The organism is Blastococcus sp. SYSU D00695 (genome assembly GCF_054050555.1).
In genome coordinates this window covers 1-16,493 of record NZ_JBJGZP010000015.1, presented here as the reverse complement: position 1 = coordinate 16,493, position 16,493 = coordinate 1, and the positions used below count along the sequence as shown (strand labels likewise).

Here is a 16,493-nt window from a genome sequence, read left to right as displayed (position 1 = left end):
CACCCCCTCCACCGGCCGGGGTCCCCGGCGCGCGACACTGGTGGCATGACCTCCCGCGCCGACGCCCCGCCCGAGCCCCGACTCGCGCCGGCGGCACCGGCCTGGCCGGACGCGACGGGCCACTTCGGGGTCTTCGGTGGCCGCTTCGTCCCCGAGGCGCTGGTCGCCGCCCTGGACGACCTCACCGAGGCCTACGAGGCGATGCGGGTCGACCCGGTGTTCATCGAGCAGTTCGCCACCCTGCAGCGCGACTACACCGGCCGGCCCAGCCCGGTCACCGAGGTGCCGAAGTTCGCCGAGCACTGCGGCGGCGCGCGCGTGCTGCTCAAGCGCGAGGACCTCAACCACACCGGCTCGCACAAGATCAACAATGTCCTCGGTCAGGCGCTGCTCACGAAGCGGATCGGCAAGAGCCGGGTCATCGCCGAGACCGGCGCCGGCCAGCACGGCGTCGCCACGGCGACCGCGGCGGCGCTGATGGGCCTGTCCTGCACCGTCTACATGGGCGAGGAGGACACCCGGCGGCAGGCGCTCAACGTGGCCCGCATGCGGCTGCTGGGCGCCGAGGTCATCCCGGTGACCACCGGTTCGCGCACCCTCAAGGACGCGATCAACGAGGCCTTCCGCGACTGGGTCACCAACGTGGAGACCACCAACTACGTGTTCGGCACCGTCGCCGGGCCGCACCCGTTCCCGGCGATGGTCCGCGACTTCCAGCGGGTCATCGGCGACGAGGCGCGTGCCCAGCTGCTGGAGCGGGAGGGCCGGCTGCCCGACGCCGTCCTCGCCTGCGTCGGCGGCGGCTCCAACGCCATCGGCATCTTCACCGCCTTCGTGCCCGACGAGGAGGTCCGTCTCGTCGGCCTCGAGGCCGCGGGCGACGGCGTGGAGACCGGCCGGCACGCCGCCACCATCACCGGCGGGACGCCGGGCGTGCTGCACGGCGCCCGGTCCTACCTGCTGCAGGACGAGAACGGCCAGACGATCGAGTCCCACTCGATCAGCGCCGGCCTGGACTACCCCGGCGTCGGCCCGGAGCACTCCCACCTGCACGACATCGGCCGCGCCGAGTACCGGCCGGTCACCGACGCCGAGGCGATGGAGGCCTTCGGGCTCCTGTGCCGCACCGAGGGCATCATCCCGGCGATCGAGTCGGCGCACGCCCTGGCCGGGGCCATGCGGCTGGGCCGCGAGCTGGGCGAGGGCGCGCTGCTGCTGGTCAACCTGTCCGGCCGGGGGGACAAGGACGTGGAGACCGCGTCGCGCTGGTTCGGGCTGGGCGACGCCGAGGAGGTCGACCCGGGGCCCGGGCTGGACACCGGCCAGCGGCCCACCGAGGGCGCGGTCAGCAACGGCACCGCGGTGCCCGGCCGGGCGGCGGGGTCGCAGGCATGAGCGCGCTGCAGCAGCGGATCGCCGCCGCGCGCGCCGAGGGCCGCGCCGCGCTCATCGCCTACCTGCCCGTCGGCCACCCCGACGTCGACGCCTCGATCGCCGCGATGGTGGCCGCCGTCGAGGGCGGGGCCGACGTCGTCGAGATCGGCGTCCCCTACAGCGACCCGGGCATGGACGGGCCGGTGATCCAGCAGGCGGTCGACGTGGCCGTCCGCGCCGGGGTCGGCATGCGCGACGTGCTGCGCGCCGTCGAGGCCGTCGCGGCCGCGGGCGCCGTCCCGGTGGTGATGAGCTACTGGAACCCGGTCGAGCGCTACGGCGTCGAGCGGTTCGCCACCGACCTGGCCGCCGCCGGCGGGGCGGGCGCGATCACCCCCGACCTGATCCCGGACGAGGCCGGCGCCTGGCTGGCCGCCTCCGACGCGGCGGGCCTGGACCGGGTGTTCCTCGTCGCGCCGTCGTCCACCGACGCGCGGCTGCGCGCCACGGTGGCCGCCTGCCGCGGCTTCGTCTACGCCGCCTCCACCATGGGCGTGACCGGCACCCGGGCCACCGTCGGGGACGCGGCCGAGCGGCTGGTCGCCCGCACCCGCGAGGCGATCGCCGAGGTCGCCGACGGCCTGCCGGTGTGCGTGGGCCTGGGGGTGTCCAACGGCGACCAGGCTGCCGAGGTGGCCGCCTTCGCCGACGGCGTCATCGTCGGCTCGGCGTACGTCCGCACCCTGCTGGACGGCGAGGGACCCGACGGCGTCCGGCGGCTGTCGGCCGACCTCGCGCGCGGCGTGCGGCAGCGGGCGGGGGCGCCGGCGTGACCGTGCTGGCCAGCATCCCCAGCCCCGCCCAGGGCGTCTGGCACCTCGGGCCGGTGCCGCTGCGGGCGTACGCCCTGTGCATCATCGCCGGCATCGCCCTGGCCTGCTGGATCGCCGAGCGCCGGTGGGTCGCCCGCGGCGGGCGCCCCGGCGACGTGCTCGACATCGCCGTGTACGCCGTGCCCTTCGGCATCGTCGGCGGCCGCCTCTACCACGTGATCACCACGCCGCAGCCCTACTTCGGCGAGGGCGGGGACCCGCTGCGGGCGTTCGCCATCTGGGAGGGCGGCCTGGGCATCTGGGGTGCCATCGCCCTCGGCGGGGTCGGCGCGTGGATCGCCTGCCGGCGGATGGGCATCCCGCTGCCGGCGTTCGGCGACGCGATCGCACCGGCCCTGCTCGTGGCCCAGGCCGTGGGCCGGCTGGGCAACTGGTTCAACCAGGAGCTGTTCGGCGGCCCGACCGACCTGCCGTGGGGGCTGGAGATCGACCTCGCGCACCGGCCCGAGCAGTACCTGGACGTCGCCACGTTCCACCCGACGTTCCTCTACGAGCTGCTGTGGAACCTGGCCGCCGCGGCCGTCGTGGTCTGGGCCGACCGGCGCTTCCGGCTCGGCCACGGCCGCGCGTTCGCCCTCTACGTCGCGCTCTACTGCGCCGGCCGGCTGTGGGTCGAGCTGCTGCGCAGCGACCCGGCCAACCACTTCTTCGGCGTCCGCCTCAACGTGTTCACCTGCCTGGTGGTGGGCCTGGCCGCCGTGGCGTACATCGTCGCGCTGCGCGGCCGCCCGCGGGAGGTCATCGACCGGGGCGGGGACGGCGACAGCGGCGGCGGCACGGACGGCGGACGGGGGGAGACCGGCGCGGCGCGGGAGGACACCGCCGTGCCCGTGACCAGCACGGACACCCCGGCCGAGGAGACCCACGCGGACGGTCCTCGGAAGGGTCCCCGGCGCGGCCGCGACCGCCCCTGACCGACCCCGTCCCACCCGCCGTTTCCCGGGCTTCACCGGGTGTTGCGGCTGTGTACCCTTCCCCCGAGCCCACCGGTGATCCCGGTGGGCGGCATGTGTCGGACCGGGCCAGCGACGCCCCGCGGACGACGGTCCCGCGGCACCATCCGCGGGAGTCCCGAGCTGCAGCCCGGTCCAGGTCCGTCCTCCCGGCGCCGCGTTCGACCGCAGAGTCCCCGCTGACCGCCCCCCTGACCACGACCGGCCGGGCCACCGCGCCCCGCTGCGTGCCTCCTCCCGCGAGCGCGCGCGAAGCAGCCGACGACGGGAGTGACATGACCGGGTCCACCCCACCCACCCCCACCGCCGTCCCCTTCTCGGCCGTCCCGCCGGCCGCCGGGCTGTACGACCCGGCGAACGACACCGACTCCTGCGGGGTCGCCTTCGTCGCCGACGTCCGCGGCCGGCGGAGCCGCGCGATCGTCGCGGCGGGCCTCACCGCGCTGCACAACCTCGACCACCGCGGGGCCGCCGGCTCCGAGCCCAACAGCGGCGACGGCGCCGGGATCCTCACCCAGGTGCCCGACGGGCTGCTGCGGGCCGACGTCGGCTTCGACCTGCCGCCGGTCGGGGAGTACGCCGTCGGCATCGCGTTCCTGCCCGTCGACCCGGCCGAGCGCGCCGCCCGCGTCGAGGACGTGGCCCGCATCGCCGCCGAGGAGGGCCTGACCGTCCTCGGCTGGCGCGACGTGCCGGTCGACCCCGAGGGGGCCGACCTCGGCCCCACGGCCCGCGCGGTCATGCCGCACTTCGCCCAGGTGTTCGTCGCCGAGACCATGGGGGCCCGGGCCGACGCGACCGCCTTCGGGGGCAACGCCGTCCACCACGGCGTCACCCGGCTGGAGCGGCGCGCGTTCGTGCTGCGCAAGCGCGCCGAGCGGGAGGCCCGGGAGGCCGGCAGCAGCCTGTACGTGGTGTCGCTGTCGGCGCGCACCATCACCTACAAGGGCATGCTCACCACCGACCAGCTGCCGGCGTTCTTCCCCGACCTGCGCGACGAGCGCTACGAGTCGGCGATCGCGCTGGTGCACAGCCGGTTCTCCACCAACACCTTCCCGAGCTGGCCGCTGGCCCACCCGTTCCGGCTCATCGCCCACAACGGCGAGATCAACACGATCAAGGGCAACCGCAACCGGATGCGGGCCCGCGAGGCCAAGATCGAGACCGAGGTCTTCGACGGCCCGGCCGGCCCGGCCGCCGAGCTCGGGCTGGACCGGGTCTTCCCGCTCACCGGCAGCGACTTCAGCGACTCGGCCACCTTCGACGAGGTGCTGGAGCTGCTGCACCTGTCGGGGCGGTCCCTGCCGCACGCGGTGCTGATGATGATCCCGGAGGCGTGGGAGAAGCACGACGAGATGGACCCGGCCCGCCGGGCCTTCTACCGGTTCCACTCCTCGATCATGGAGCCGTGGGACGGGCCGGCCGCGGTCGCCTTCACCGACGGCACGCTGATCGGGGCGGTCCTCGACCGCAACGGCCTGCGCCCGGGCCGCTGGTGGCACACCAAGGACGACTGGGTGGTCCTGGCCAGCGAGGTCGGCGTCCTGGAGATCCCCGACGCCGACGTCGTCGCCAAGGGCCGGCTGCAGCCGGGACGCATGTTCCTCGTCGACACCGCCGCCGGGCGGATCGTCTCCGACGAGGAGGTCAAGAGCGCCCTGGCCGCCGAGCACCCCTACGACGACTGGCTGCACGCCGGCCTCGTGCACCTCCCGCAGCTGCCCGAGCGGCGGCGCGCGCGGCCCAGCCACGAGTCCGTCGTCCGCCGCCAGCAGCTGTTCGGGTACACCGAGGAGGACCTGCGGGTCCTGCTCACCCCGATGGCGTCCTCGGGCGCGGAGCCGATCGGCTCGATGGGCACCGACACCCCGGTGGCGGCGCTGTCGGACCGCTCCCGGCTGCTCTACGACTACTTCGGCCAGCTGTTCGCGCAGGTGACCAACCCGCCGCTGGACGCCATCCGCGAGGAGCTGGTCACCAGCCTGGGCCGCACCTTCGGCCCGGAGCAGAACCTGCTGCGGGCCACCCCGGCGTCCTGCCGGCAGGTGTTCCTGCCGTTCCCGGTGATCGACAACGACGAGCTCGCCAAGATCCTGCACATCGACGACGACGGCGACCTGCCCGGCTACGCGGCCGTGCGGATCACCGGGCACTTCGACGTCGACGGCGGCGGGGCGGCGCTGGCGCAGGCGGTCGAGGAGCTGCGCACCAAGGCCAGCAAGGCGATCGCGGCCGGTGCCCGGATCATCGTGCTGTCGGACCGGGACTGCGACGAGAAGCGTGCGCCCATCCCGTCGCTGCTCATGACCGCGGCCGTGCACCACCACCTGGTGCGCGAGCGGACCCGCATGGAGGTCGGTCTCGTCGTCGAGTCCGGCGACTGCCGCGAGGTGCACCACGTCGCGCTGCTGCTGGGCTACGGCGCCGCCGCGGTCAACCCCTACCTGGCGTTCGAGTCGATCGAGGACCTGATCCGCGACGGCTCGCTCACCGGCATCGAGCCCGCCCAGGCCAACCGCAACATGGTCAAGGCGCTCGGCAAGGGCGTCCTCAAGGTCATGAGCAAGATGGGCATCAGCACCGTCGGCTCCTACACGATGGCGCAGATCTTCGAGGCCGTCGGCCTCGCCGAGGACCTCGTCGACGAGTACTTCACCGGCACCTCCTGCCCGCTGGGCGGCGTGGGCCTCGACGTGCTCGCCGAGGAGGTCGCCATGCGGCACCGGCGGGCCTACCCGAGCAACCCGGCCGAGCGGGCCCACCGCCGGCTGGAGACCGGCGGCGAGTACCAGTGGCGCCGCGAGGGCGAGGTGCACCTGTTCAACCCCGAGACGGTGTTCCTGCTCCAGCACGCCACCCGCTCGCGGCAGTACGAGGTCTTCCAGCGCTACACCGAGCAGGTCGACCGGCTCTCCCGGGACGCGGCGACCCTGCGCGGGCTGTTCGAGCTGCGCACCGGCGTCCGGCCGCCGGTGCCGCTGGAGGAGGTCGAGCCGGTCAGCGAGATCGTGAAGCGCTTCCAGACCGGGGCGATGAGCTACGGCTCCATCTCCCAGGAGGCGCACGAGACCCTCGCCATCGCCATGAACCGGCTGGGCGGCAAGTCCAACACCGGGGAGGGCGGCGAGGACCCCGACCGGTTCACCCCGGACCCGAACGGCGACCTGCGCCGCTCGGCCATCAAGCAGGTGGCCAGCGGCCGCTTCGGGGTGACCAGCGAGTACCTGGTCAACGCCGACGACATCCAGATCAAGATGGCCCAGGGCGCCAAGCCCGGTGAGGGCGGGCAGCTGCCCGGCCAGAAGGTGTACCCGTGGGTGGCGCGGACCCGGCACTCCACGCCCGGCGTCGGGCTGATCAGCCCGCCGCCGCACCACGACATCTACTCGATCGAGGACCTCAAGCAGCTCATCCACGACCTCAAGAACGCCAACGACCAGGCGCGGATCCACGTCAAGCTGGTCGCCGAGGTCGGGGTCGGCACGGTCGCGGCCGGGGTCAGCAAGGCGCACTCGGACGTCGTCCTCATCTCCGGGCACGACGGCGGCACCGGCGCCGCGCCGCTGACCTCGCTCAAGCACGCCGGCTCCCCGTGGGAGCTCGGGCTGGCCGAGACCCAGCAGACGCTGCTGGCCAACGGGCTGCGCGACCGGATCACCGTGCAGGTCGACGGCCAGCTGAAGACCGGCCGCGACGTCGTCATCGGCGCGCTGCTGGGGGCCGAGGAGTTCGGCTTCGCGACGGCGCCGCTGGTCGTCTCCGGCTGCGTGATGATGCGCGTCTGCCACCTGGACACCTGCCCGGTCGGCGTCGCCACCCAGAACCCGGAGCTGCGCAAGCGGTTCACCGGGCGGCCGGAGTTCGTCGTCACCTTCTTCGAGTTCATCGCCGAGGAGGTGCGCCGCTACCTGGCCGAGCTGGGCTTCCGCAGCCTCGACGAGGCGATCGGGCACGCCGAGGTCCTCGACACCCGCAGGGCCGTCGGCCACTGGAAGGCGCAGGGCCTGGACCTGTCCAAGCTGCTCGCCGTCCCGGAGCTGCCCGAGGGCGCGGCGCGGCGCCGGGTCCGCGGTCAGGACCACGGGCTGGACGTCGCGCTGGACCAGACGCTGGTCCAGCTGTGCGAGGGGGCGCTGCTCGACGCGCGGCCGGTGCGCCTGGAGCTGCCGGTGCGCAACGTCAACCGCACCGTCGGCACGATGCTGGGCTCGATGGTCACCCGCCGCTTCGGTGGCGAGGGGCTCCCCGACGGCACGATCGACCTGACCTTCACCGGGTCGGCCGGCCAGTCCTTCGGCGCGTTCGTGCCCCGCGGCATCACCATGCGGCTGCTGGGCGACGCCAACGACTACGTCGGCAAGGGCCTGTCCGGTGGCCGCATCGTCGTCCGCCCCGCGCGGGAGGCGACCTTCGCCGCCGAGGACAACGTCATCGCCGGCAACGTCATCGGCTACGGCGCGACCGCGGGGGAGATCTTCCTGCGCGGCCGGGTCGGCGAGCGGTTCTGCGTGCGCAACTCAGGCGCGCTGGCCGTGGTCGAGGGGGTCGGCGACCACGCGCTGGAGTACATGACCGGCGGGTCCGCGGTCATCCTCGGCCCGACCGGGCGCAACGTCGCCGCGGGCATGTCCGGCGGCGTCGCCTACGTGCTCGACCTGGCCCGGCACCGGGTCAACCCGGACATGGTCGACGTCGACCCGCTGGACGGTGCGTCGGCGGCGTGGCTGCGCGAGGTGCTGGTCCGGTACCAGGCGCACACCCACTCGCCGGTGGCCGCCGCGCTGCTGGCCGACTGGGGTCGCTGGTCGGGCCAGTTCAGCGTGATCATGCCGCGGGACTACCGGCGCGCCCTGGACGCCCGCCGGCTCGCCGAGGCCGCCGGGACCGACGTCGACCGCGCGGTCATGGAGGCGGCTCGTGGCTGACCCCCGCCGTCCCTCCCTCCCCATCCCGCCGAGATCGGCGATCTCGGCGGCATCAGCTCCTCATGGCGACCGGATCCCCGATCTCGTCGCGGACTGGACGGAGAGCACCCATGGCTGACTCCACGGGATTCCTCAAGTACGACCGCAGCCTGCCGCCGCGCCGGCCCGTCGACGTGCGCATCCTCGACTGGAAGGACGTCTACCTCTCCCGCGCGTCGGGCGAGGACGAGGTCTTCCCGGTCGCCGCGCTGCGTCAGCAGGCGGCCCGCTGCATGGACTGCGGCATCCCGTTCTGCCACCACGGCTGCCCGCTGGGGAACCTCATCCCCGAGTGGAACGACCTGGCCCGCCGCGACGACTGGGGCGAGGCGATCGAGCGGCTGCACGCCACGAACAACTTCCCGGAGTTCACCGGGAAGCTGTGCCCGGCGCCGTGCGAGGGCTCCTGCGTGCTGAACCTGCAGGAGTCGCCGGTCACGATCAAGCAGATCGAGTGGGAGATCATCGACCAGGCGTTCCAGCGCGACCTGGTCGTCCCGCAGCCGGCCCAGGAGCGCACCGGCAAGCGGGTCGCCGTGGTCGGCTCCGGGCCGGCGGGCCTGGCCGCCGCCCAGCAGCTGACCCGCGCCGGGCACGAGGTGACCGTGTTCGAGCGGGCCGACCGCATCGGCGGGCTGCTCCGCTACGGCATCCCCGAGTTCAAGATGGAGAAGGCCGTCCTGGACCGGCGGCTGGACCAGATGCGCGCCGAGGGCACCCGCTTCGTCACCGGCGTCGACGTCGGCGGCAGCGGACCGGACGACCTGACCGTCGAGCAGCTGCGCGGGGACTTCGACGCCGTCGTCCTCGCCGGCGGCGCGACCGTCGGCCGCGACCTGCCCGCGCCGGGCCGCGAGCTGGCCGGCATCCACCTGGCCATGGAGTACCTGCCGTTCGGCAACCGGCAGGCGCTCGGCGAGCTGGACTCCCCGCCGATCGACGCGCACGGCAAGCACGTCGTGATCATCGGCGGCGGCGACACCGGCGCCGACTGCCTGGGGACGGCGCACCGCCAGGGCGCGGCTTCGGTGACGCAGCTGGAGATCATGCCGGCGCCCCCCGGCAGCCGCGCCCAGGACAACCCCTGGCCGACCTACCCCATGGTCATGCGGGTCTCCAGCGCCCACGAGGAGGGCGGTGACCGGCTGTACAGCGTGAACACCGAGCGCTTCGTGGGCGACGAGGACGGCAACGTCCGCGCGCTGGTCCTGCACGACGTGGAGCGGGTCGACGGCCGGTTCCAGAAGGTCGAGGGCACCGAGCGCGAGCTGCCCGCCGACCTGGTGTTCCTCGCCATGGGCTTCACCGGGGCCCAGCGCGAGGGTCTCGTCGACGGCCTCGGCGTCGAGGTCACCGGCCGCGGGGACGTCGCCCGCGACGGCGACTTCATGTCCTCGGTCCCCGGCGTCTTCGTGGCCGGGGACATGGGCCGCGGCCAGTCGCTGATCGTGTGGGCCATCGCCGAGGGCCGCTCGGCGGCCGGCGCGGTCGACGCGTGGCTCACCGGCGGCGGGTCGGAGCTGCCCCGCCCGGTGACGCCCACGGCGGTCGCCCTGCGCTGAGCGGGACGCTGTCCGGGGACCCGCGCCGCGAGCGCGCGGGTCCCCGGCGGCCCGGACACGGGGGTCCGGTCCCACGACCGGCGGGCGCGCGCACTAGCGTTCGGTCCATGCCCCGCCGCGCCAAGATCGTCTGCACCCTGGGCCCAGCCACCAGCAGCATCGAACAGGTCACCGCCCTCGTCGAGGCCGGGATGGACGTCGCCCGGCTCAACTTCAGCCACGGGTCCCACGCCGACCACGAGGCCGCCTACCGGGTCGTGCGCGAGGCGTCGGACCGCACCGGTCACGCCGTGGCGGTGCTGGCCGACCTGCAGGGCCCGAAGATCCGGCTGGGCACCTTCGCCGACCGGACGGCGCAGTGGGCGACCGGCGCCCGCATCTGCATCACCGTCGAGGACGTCGAGGGCACCGCGGAGCGGGTGTCCACCACCTACAAGGGCCTGGCCGCCGACGTCCGCGTCGGGGACCGGCTGCTGGTCGACGACGGCAAGCTGGCCCTGTCGGTGGTCGAGGTCGACGGTCCCGACGTCTGGTGCCTGGTGGTCGAGGGCGGCGAGGTCTCCAACAACAAGGGGCTGTCGCTGCCCGGCGTCGCGGTGAGCGTGCCCGCGCTGTCGGAGAAGGACGCCGAGGACCTGCGCTTCGCCCTGCACCTGTCGGTCGACTTCATCGCTCTGTCGTTCGTCCGCTCGCCGTCCGACGTCGAGCTGGTGCGCGACATCATGCGCCAGGAGGACGTCTACGTCCCCGTCATCGCGAAGCTGGAGAAGCCCGAGGCGGTCGCCGACCTCGAGGCGATCGTCGAGGCCTTCGACGGGATCATGGTCGCCCGCGGGGACCTCGGCGTGGAGCTGCCGCTTGAGCAGGTCCCGCTGGTGCAGAAGCGGGCGGTGCAGGCGGCGCGGGAGCGCAACAAGCCGGTCATCGTCGCCACGCAGATGCTCGAGTCGATGATCGCCAACTCGCGGCCCACCCGGGCCGAGGCCTCCGACGTGGCCAACGCCGTCCTCGACGGCGCCGACGCCGTCATGCTGTCGGGTGAGACCTCGGTCGGCCGGCACCCGATCGCCGCCGTGCGCACGATGGACCGCATCATCGACGCCGTCGAGAGCGACTCGGTGCGCGCGCCGGAGCTCGTGCGGGTCTCCCGGTCGCGGGCCGGGGCGATCGTGCGCGCCGCCCGCGACATCAGCGAGACCCTCGGCGTCAAGGCGCTGGCCACGTTCACCCAGACCGGCGAGACCGCCCGGCGGCTCGCGGCGCTGCACCCGCGCCAGCCGCTGCTGGCCTTCACCGTCGACGCGCGGGTGCGCAGCCAGCTGGCCCTGTCGTGGGGCGTGGAGACCTTCCTGGTGCCCGCGGTGCAGCACACCGACGACATGGTCCGGCAGGTCGACTTCTCGCTGCTGGCGATCGGGAGACTCAAGGAGGGTGACCGGGTGGTGGTCGTGGCGGGCAGCCCGCCGAACACGGTGGGGTCGACGAACCTGATCCGCGTGCACGAGGTCGGTACGGACTCGTGAGCGCACCGGAACGGGACGACGTCGCCGCGCTCCTGCAGGTCCTGGCGCTGGAGGAGCGCGAGCCGGACGTGTACGTGGGCCTGACGCCGCGCACCACCCGCCAGCGGATCTTCGGTGGCCAGGTGGCCGGCCAGGCGCTGCTCGCCGCGGAGCAGACCACCTCGGGGGAGCGGCTGGTCCACTCGCTGCACTCCTACTTCCTGCGCCCCGGCGACCCGAACGAGGAGATCCGCTACGTCGTCGAGCGGCTGCGCGACGGGCGCTCGTTCTCCACCCGCCGGGTGCTGGCGCACCAGCGCCGCCGCGGGGAGGACGTCGCGATCTTCGCGCTGACCGCGGACTTCCACGTCCCGGAGCCGGCGGCGGTCACCCACTCGCTGCCGATGCCCCAGGTACCGCCGCCGGACGCGATCCCCACGGTGGCCGAGTACGCCCGCCGGAACGACAAGCTGGACGCCGACCACGTCGAGCTGCTCGGACAGGCGATCGACGAGCGCGCCCTGGACGACCCGTTCGCCCGGGTGCCCAAGACGGGGGAGGACACCCGCTCCTTCTCGTGGTTCCGCGTGGCGGGCCGGCTGCCCGACGACCCGGCGGTGCACGCCGCGGCGCTCACGTTCGTGACCGACCTGCCGCTGCTGGGCGCCTCCCTGGCGCGCGTGGGCGGCTGGGACGACCGCCGTTTCCACGGGGCGAGCCTGGACCACGCGGTGTGGTTCCACGCGCCGGTCCGCGCGGACGAGTGGTTCCTCTACGAGACCGACAGCCCGGTCGCCGCGGGAGCGCGGGGGCTGAACTTCGGCCACATCTGGTCCGCCGACGGCACCCACGTGGCGTCGGTGGCCCAGGAGGGCCTCATCCGGTCGACGGGCCGGTAGCCGGTCCCGAGGGGTCCGCCGGGCGGTGACCGGCGGACCCCCGCGGTCACTCGGCGGCCTGCGCGGCGGCCTGGGTGGCCGACTCGTCCTGGGCGGCGGGGGTCTCGACGGGGGCGGGGATCTCGGCGGCGGGGGTCTCGGCGGCGGGGGTCTCGGCGGCGGAGGCCGCGTCGTCGCCGGCGCGCTCCCGCTCGGCGGCGCGCTCCCGCTCGGCGGCCCGCTCCCGCTCGGCAGCGCGCTCGGCGGCCTGCCGCTCGGCCTCGGCGCGCTGCACGGCGGCCACGCGGGCCCGCTCGGCGGCCTGTTCGGCGAAGTCGCGCGCCAGCCAGTCGTGGTTCTCGCCGAGCAGCTGCCAGGCCCGCTCGACGTGGGCGCGGGTGGTCGCCGGTGCGCCCACGGCGACGCGCAGGACCACCCGCCCGCGCACGGTGGTGTGGGTCAGGAACACCTCGCCGCCGTCGTTGAGCCGCTCGAGCAGGGTTATCGTGGCGACGTCGGCGTCGACGTCGTCGGCCCACCGCGGCCGCAGGCACACCAGCGACAGCGGGTGCGGCGTGAGGACGTCGAACCGCTCGTCGGCGTCGGCGCGCGCGGCCAGCTCCTGCGCCAGGGCGACGCCGGACCGGATGTGGGCCCGCAGCCCCTCGGCGCCGTACCAGCGGAGGACGAACCACAGCTTCAGCGCCCGGAACCGGCGGCCCAGCGGCACCTGCCAGTCGCGGTAGTCCACCACCGCACCGGCGTCGGTGGCCGCGTTGCGCAGGTACTCGGGGAGGATGGCCAGCGCGCCGGTCAGGGCGCTGCGGTCGGCGGTCCAGAAGAGCGTGGCGTCGAAGCCGGTGAGCAGCCACTTGTGCGCGTCGGTGGTGTAGCTGTCGGCCCACTCCACGCCGTCCTGCAGCGGGCGCAGCTCGGGCACCAGGCCGCTGACCCCGGCGTAGGCGGCGTCGACGTGCAGCCACACGCCGAAGCGCTGGCAGATCGGGCCGAGCTCGGCCAGCGGGTCGATCGCCGTGGTGGACGTCGTCCCCACGGTCGCGCAGACGAGCACCGGCGTGAGCCCGCGCGCGACGTCGCGCTCGAGGCGGGCGGCCAGCGCCGCGGGGCGCATCGCGAGGTCCTCGTCGACCTCGACGACCCGGACGGCGTCGCTGCCCAGGCCGGCGATCCGCACGGCCTTCTCCATGGAGGAGTGCGTCTCGGCCGAGACGTAGACGGTGTACTCCTCGGGCACGACCCCGTGCCGGACGGTCGCCCCGCCGCTGGCGCGGTGCAGCGCGGCGAGCAGCGCCACGAGGTTGCCCCCGGAGCTGGAGTCCTGCACGACGCCGCCGCCGGTCCCGGTCGAGCGGAACGACGCCGGCAGGTCCAGCAGCTCGGCGAACCAGTCCAGGACGTGCTGCTCGAGCTCGGTGGCCGCAGGGCTGGTCACCCAGGACATGCCCTGCACGCCCAGGCCGGCGGACACGAGGTCGCCCAGGACCGAGGGGCCCGAGGTGTTGGCCGGGAAGTACCCGAAGAAGCCGGGGTGCTGCCAGTGGGTCAGCCCGGGGACGACGACCCGGTCCAGGTCGGCGAGGACGGCCGACACCGGTCCGCCCCGCTCGGGCGGCGCGTCGGGCAGCGCGGCGCGCACGTCACCCGGGGCGGCGGGGGAGCGCACCGGCAGGCCGGGGAGCCGGGTCCAGTAGTCGGCGATCCAGTCGACCACCTCGTGGCCGTGCCGCCGGAACTCCTCGGGGGTCATGTGCGGGGCAGTCGGCTCCGGCGCAGGCTCGCTCACGTCCCCACCGTATGCGCGCGGCCCGCCCCGCCCCGCGCGGCACCACCGGGCGCGAGCACGGGGACGGCACGAGGCCGCGGTGCCGGCCGGAGGCCGACCGGTCACGGGGTGCCCCCGGTGCGACTCGAACGCACACTGCGCGGGTTTTGAATCCGCTCCCTCTGCCGATTGGGGTACGGGGGCGTGCCGGAGCCCACAGGGACGGCGGCGGTAGCGGCAGCCTAACGGGCAGGCCCGCAGGCCCCCGCATCGCTAGGCTCGGCGGCCGTGAGCAGCGAGCCGATCCGCGTCCTCATCGCCGAGGACGAGGCCCTCATCCGCCTCGATCTCAAGGAGATGCTCGAGGAGGAGGGGTACCACGTCGTGGCCGAGGTGGGGGACGGGCAGCAGGCCGTCGACCGCGCACGCGAGCTGGCCCCCGACCTGGTCATCCTGGACATCCAGATGCCGGTGCTCGACGGGCTGTCCGCGGCCGAGCAGATCGCCGCCGACCGCGTGGCCCCGGTGATCGTGCTGACGGCGTTCAGCCAGCGCGAGCTCGTGGAACGGGCCCGGGACGCGGGGGCCATGGCCTACCTGGTGAAGCCGTTCTCGAAGAACGACCTGGTCCCGGCCGTCGAGGTGGCCCGCGCCCGGTTCGCCGAGCTCGCCGCCCTCGACGGGGAGGTCCGCACGCTGGAGGAGCGGCTGGAGGCGCGCAAGCTCGTGGAGCGGGCCAAGGGCGTGCTCATGGCCCGGCAGGGCATCACGGAGGCCGAGGCGTTCCGCTCGATCCAGCGCACGGCGATGAACGAGCGGACGTCGATGAAGGCGCTCGCGCAGCGGATCCTCGACGAGGCCGTGGACGAGGGCTCCCCGGCCTGACGCGGGGGCCCGGGGGGCGGCCACTCGGGCGCAACACGATAGATCACGACCTCATCACGGTCGGTCGACGACTCTCGGGCTGGAACGTGACACCGGTTACGTTCGCTCCACTCAGCGGCCCCCGGGCGGACGAGTGCCGTCCACGCGGGCCTCACGTACGACGCACGACCCTGGGAGTTCATCGATGGGCATCGGCAGGAACGCCCGCGGCATCGCCGTGGCCAGCGTCGCCCTGATCGCGCTGGCCGCGTGCGGCGGTGGCGACGACGACAACGACGGCAACGACTCCGGCAGCGGCGGTGGCGACAACGCCTCCAGCGGCGGCGTCAACATCTACGGCTCCGACGGCAACACCGGCACCTCGCTCGGCGACCAGTTCAACACCCCGGGCGACCTCGCCGGCATGCAGGGGACGCTCCCGCTGACCGACCTGAGCGGGGACTTCAAGGCCCGACTGGACGAGGTCGACCCGAACCTCGAGAACCTCTACAACTACGCCGGTGAGACCTACGACGCCGTCGTCCTCATCGCCCTGGCCGCGCAGTCGGCCGGGAGCCCGGAGGCGACGGCGTTCGCGCCGTACGTCAACGCCCTCACCTCCGGCGGCGAGACCTGCACCGACTTCGCCGCGTGCCTGGAGATCCTCAACAACGGCGGCGACGTCGACTACGACGGAGCGTCCGGGCCGCTGGAGTTCGCCCCGCCCGGTGAGCCGGCGGTGGCGAGCTTCGGCATCCAGACCTTCGGCGAGGACAACAAGATCGACGACTCGCTGACCGAGTTCCAGATCGCCGGGGACGAGGCGAACGCCGACAGCGACCCGGGCCCCGCCCCGGTCGCCCCCGTCACCGGGGGTGCCCCGCTGATCATCGGCACGCTGCTGCCGCAGACCGGTTCCCTCGCCTACCTCGGCCCGCCCGAGATCGCCGCGGCGAACCTGGCCATCAGCGACATCAACGAGGCGGGGGGCGTCTTCGGCCAGCCCGTGCAGCTCATCCAGACCGACTCGGGCGACGCGTCCACCGACACCGCGAACACCAGCGTCGACCGGATGCTGGCGGCGAACGTGAGCGCGATCGTCGGCGCCGCGTCCTCCCAGGTGAGCCTGAACGTGATCGACAAGATCGTGAACGCCGGCGTCATGCAGATCTCGCCGGCCAACACGTCCGACCAGTTCACCGGCTACAACGACCAGGGGCTGTACTTCCGCACCGCGCCCCCGGACCTGCTGCAGGCGGTCCCGCTGGCGGAGCTCGTGCTCGCCGACGGCAACTCCCGGGTCGGGATCCTCAACCTGAACGACGCCTACGGCACCGGCCTGGCCGAGAACGTGTCGAAGAACCTCGTCGAGGGCGGGCTGGCCGAGGACGACATCCTGCAGATCACCTACGACCCGAACGCCTCCTCGTACGACTCCGAGGTCGGGCAGATGGTGGAGTTCGCCCCGGACGGCATCATCGTGATCGGGTTCCAGGAGTCGGCTCGCATCATCCAGGAGCTCAACGCCCAGGGCATCGGCCCGGCGGGCGAGTGACCTCCCGGCCGCGGGGGGGGGGGGGGGGGGGGGGGGGGCGGCCCCCCCCCCCCCCCCCCCCCCCCCCCCCCCCCCCCCCCCCCCCCCCCCCCCCCCCCCCCCCCCCCCCCCCCCCCCCCCCCCCCCCGCCCCCGCGGCGCCGCCGCCCCCGCCCCGGCGCGCCGC

At 74.3% G+C, this 16,493-nt stretch carries 10 protein-coding genes and 1 tRNA gene; 9 read left to right on the top strand and 2 right to left on the bottom strand.

Annotation, left to right across the window (positions count from 1 at the left end; all coding sequences use genetic code 11):
- Positions 1–45: 45 nt before the first annotated feature.
- The 7 genes from trpB to ACI781_RS11620 all read left to right on the top strand — a co-directional run bounded on the left by trpB (position 46) and on the right by ACI781_RS11620 (position 12,147).
- A complete protein-coding gene (gene trpB / locus ACI781_RS11650; protein ID WP_456566262.1) occupies positions 46–1,395 on the top strand; it encodes a tryptophan synthase subunit beta in 1,350 nt (449 codons plus the stop codon).
- Positions 1,392–2,207: a tryptophan synthase subunit alpha gene (gene trpA / locus ACI781_RS11645; protein ID WP_456566261.1), complete on the top strand. Its 816-nt coding sequence runs from the start codon at positions 1,392–1,394 to the stop codon at positions 2,205–2,207. The genes trpB and trpA overlap by 4 nt, the downstream gene beginning before the upstream one ends.
- The gene (gene lgt / locus ACI781_RS11640) at positions 2,204–3,181 is read left to right on the top strand and encodes a prolipoprotein diacylglyceryl transferase (RefSeq protein WP_456566260.1); all 978 of its coding nucleotides are present in this window, start codon (positions 2,204–2,206) and stop codon (positions 3,179–3,181) included. Before trpA ends, lgt begins: the two co-directional genes overlap by 4 nt.
- A gap of 314 nt (positions 3,182–3,495) precedes the next feature.
- On the top strand, positions 3,496–8,145 hold the full coding sequence (gene gltB / locus ACI781_RS11635; RefSeq protein WP_456566259.1) for a glutamate synthase large subunit: 4,650 nt from the start codon (positions 3,496–3,498) through the stop codon (positions 8,143–8,145).
- A 110-nt stretch (positions 8,146–8,255) separates the two neighbouring features.
- Entirely contained in the window at positions 8,256–9,746 is a 1,491-nt protein-coding gene (locus tag ACI781_RS11630; protein ID WP_456566258.1) for a glutamate synthase subunit beta, read from the top strand.
- Between the two features lie 107 nt (positions 9,747–9,853).
- Positions 9,854–11,269, top strand: coding sequence for a pyruvate kinase (gene pyk / locus ACI781_RS11625; RefSeq protein WP_456566257.1), 1,416 nt, complete (start codon positions 9,854–9,856; stop codon positions 11,267–11,269).
- Positions 11,266–12,147, top strand: coding sequence for an acyl-CoA thioesterase (locus ACI781_RS11620; RefSeq protein ID WP_456566256.1), 882 nt, complete (start codon positions 11,266–11,268; stop codon positions 12,145–12,147). The genes pyk and ACI781_RS11620 overlap by 4 nt, the downstream gene beginning before the upstream one ends.
- Positions 12,148–12,193: 46 nt before the next feature.
- Here the strand turns inward: ACI781_RS11620 and ACI781_RS11615 are convergent, their stop codons facing one another.
- Complete coding sequence (locus tag ACI781_RS11615) at positions 12,194–13,930, bottom strand: pyridoxal phosphate-dependent decarboxylase family protein (protein ID WP_456566255.1); 1,737 nt, start codon at positions 13,928–13,930, stop codon at positions 12,194–12,196.
- 109 nt (positions 13,931–14,039) lie between these two features.
- Positions 14,040–14,113: transfer RNA gene (locus tag ACI781_RS11610), tRNA-Leu, on the bottom strand.
- A gap of 84 nt (positions 14,114–14,197) precedes the next feature.
- Between ACI781_RS11610 and ACI781_RS11605 the strand changes: the two genes are divergently transcribed.
- A complete protein-coding gene (locus ACI781_RS11605) occupies positions 14,198–14,794 on the top strand; it encodes an ANTAR domain-containing response regulator (RefSeq protein ID WP_456566254.1) in 597 nt (198 codons plus the stop codon).
- A 184-nt stretch (positions 14,795–14,978) separates the two neighbouring features.
- Positions 14,979–16,328, top strand: coding sequence for an ABC transporter substrate-binding protein (locus tag ACI781_RS11600; RefSeq protein WP_456566253.1), 1,350 nt, complete (start codon positions 14,979–14,981; stop codon positions 16,326–16,328).
- Positions 16,329–16,493: the final 165 nt, after the last annotated feature.

Bases quoted from the DNA above. Each gene is read 5' to 3' on its own strand.
- trpB (WP_456566262.1), top strand. From the start codon at position 46: ATGACCTCCCGCGCCGACGCCCCGCCCGAGCCCCGACTCGCGCCGGCG.
- trpA (WP_456566261.1), top strand. From the start codon at position 1,392: ATGAGCGCGCTGCAGCAGCGGATCGCCGCCGCGCGCGCCGAGGGCCGC.
- gltB (WP_456566259.1), top strand. From the start codon at position 3,496: ATGACCGGGTCCACCCCACCCACCCCCACCGCCGTCCCCTTCTCGGCC.
- ACI781_RS11630 (WP_456566258.1), top strand. From the start codon at position 8,256: ATGGCTGACTCCACGGGATTCCTCAAGTACGACCGCAGCCTGCCGCCG.
- pyk (WP_456566257.1), top strand. From the start codon at position 9,854: ATGCCCCGCCGCGCCAAGATCGTCTGCACCCTGGGCCCAGCCACCAGC.
- ACI781_RS11600 (WP_456566253.1), top strand. From the start codon at position 14,979: ATGGGCATCGGCAGGAACGCCCGCGGCATCGCCGTGGCCAGCGTCGCC.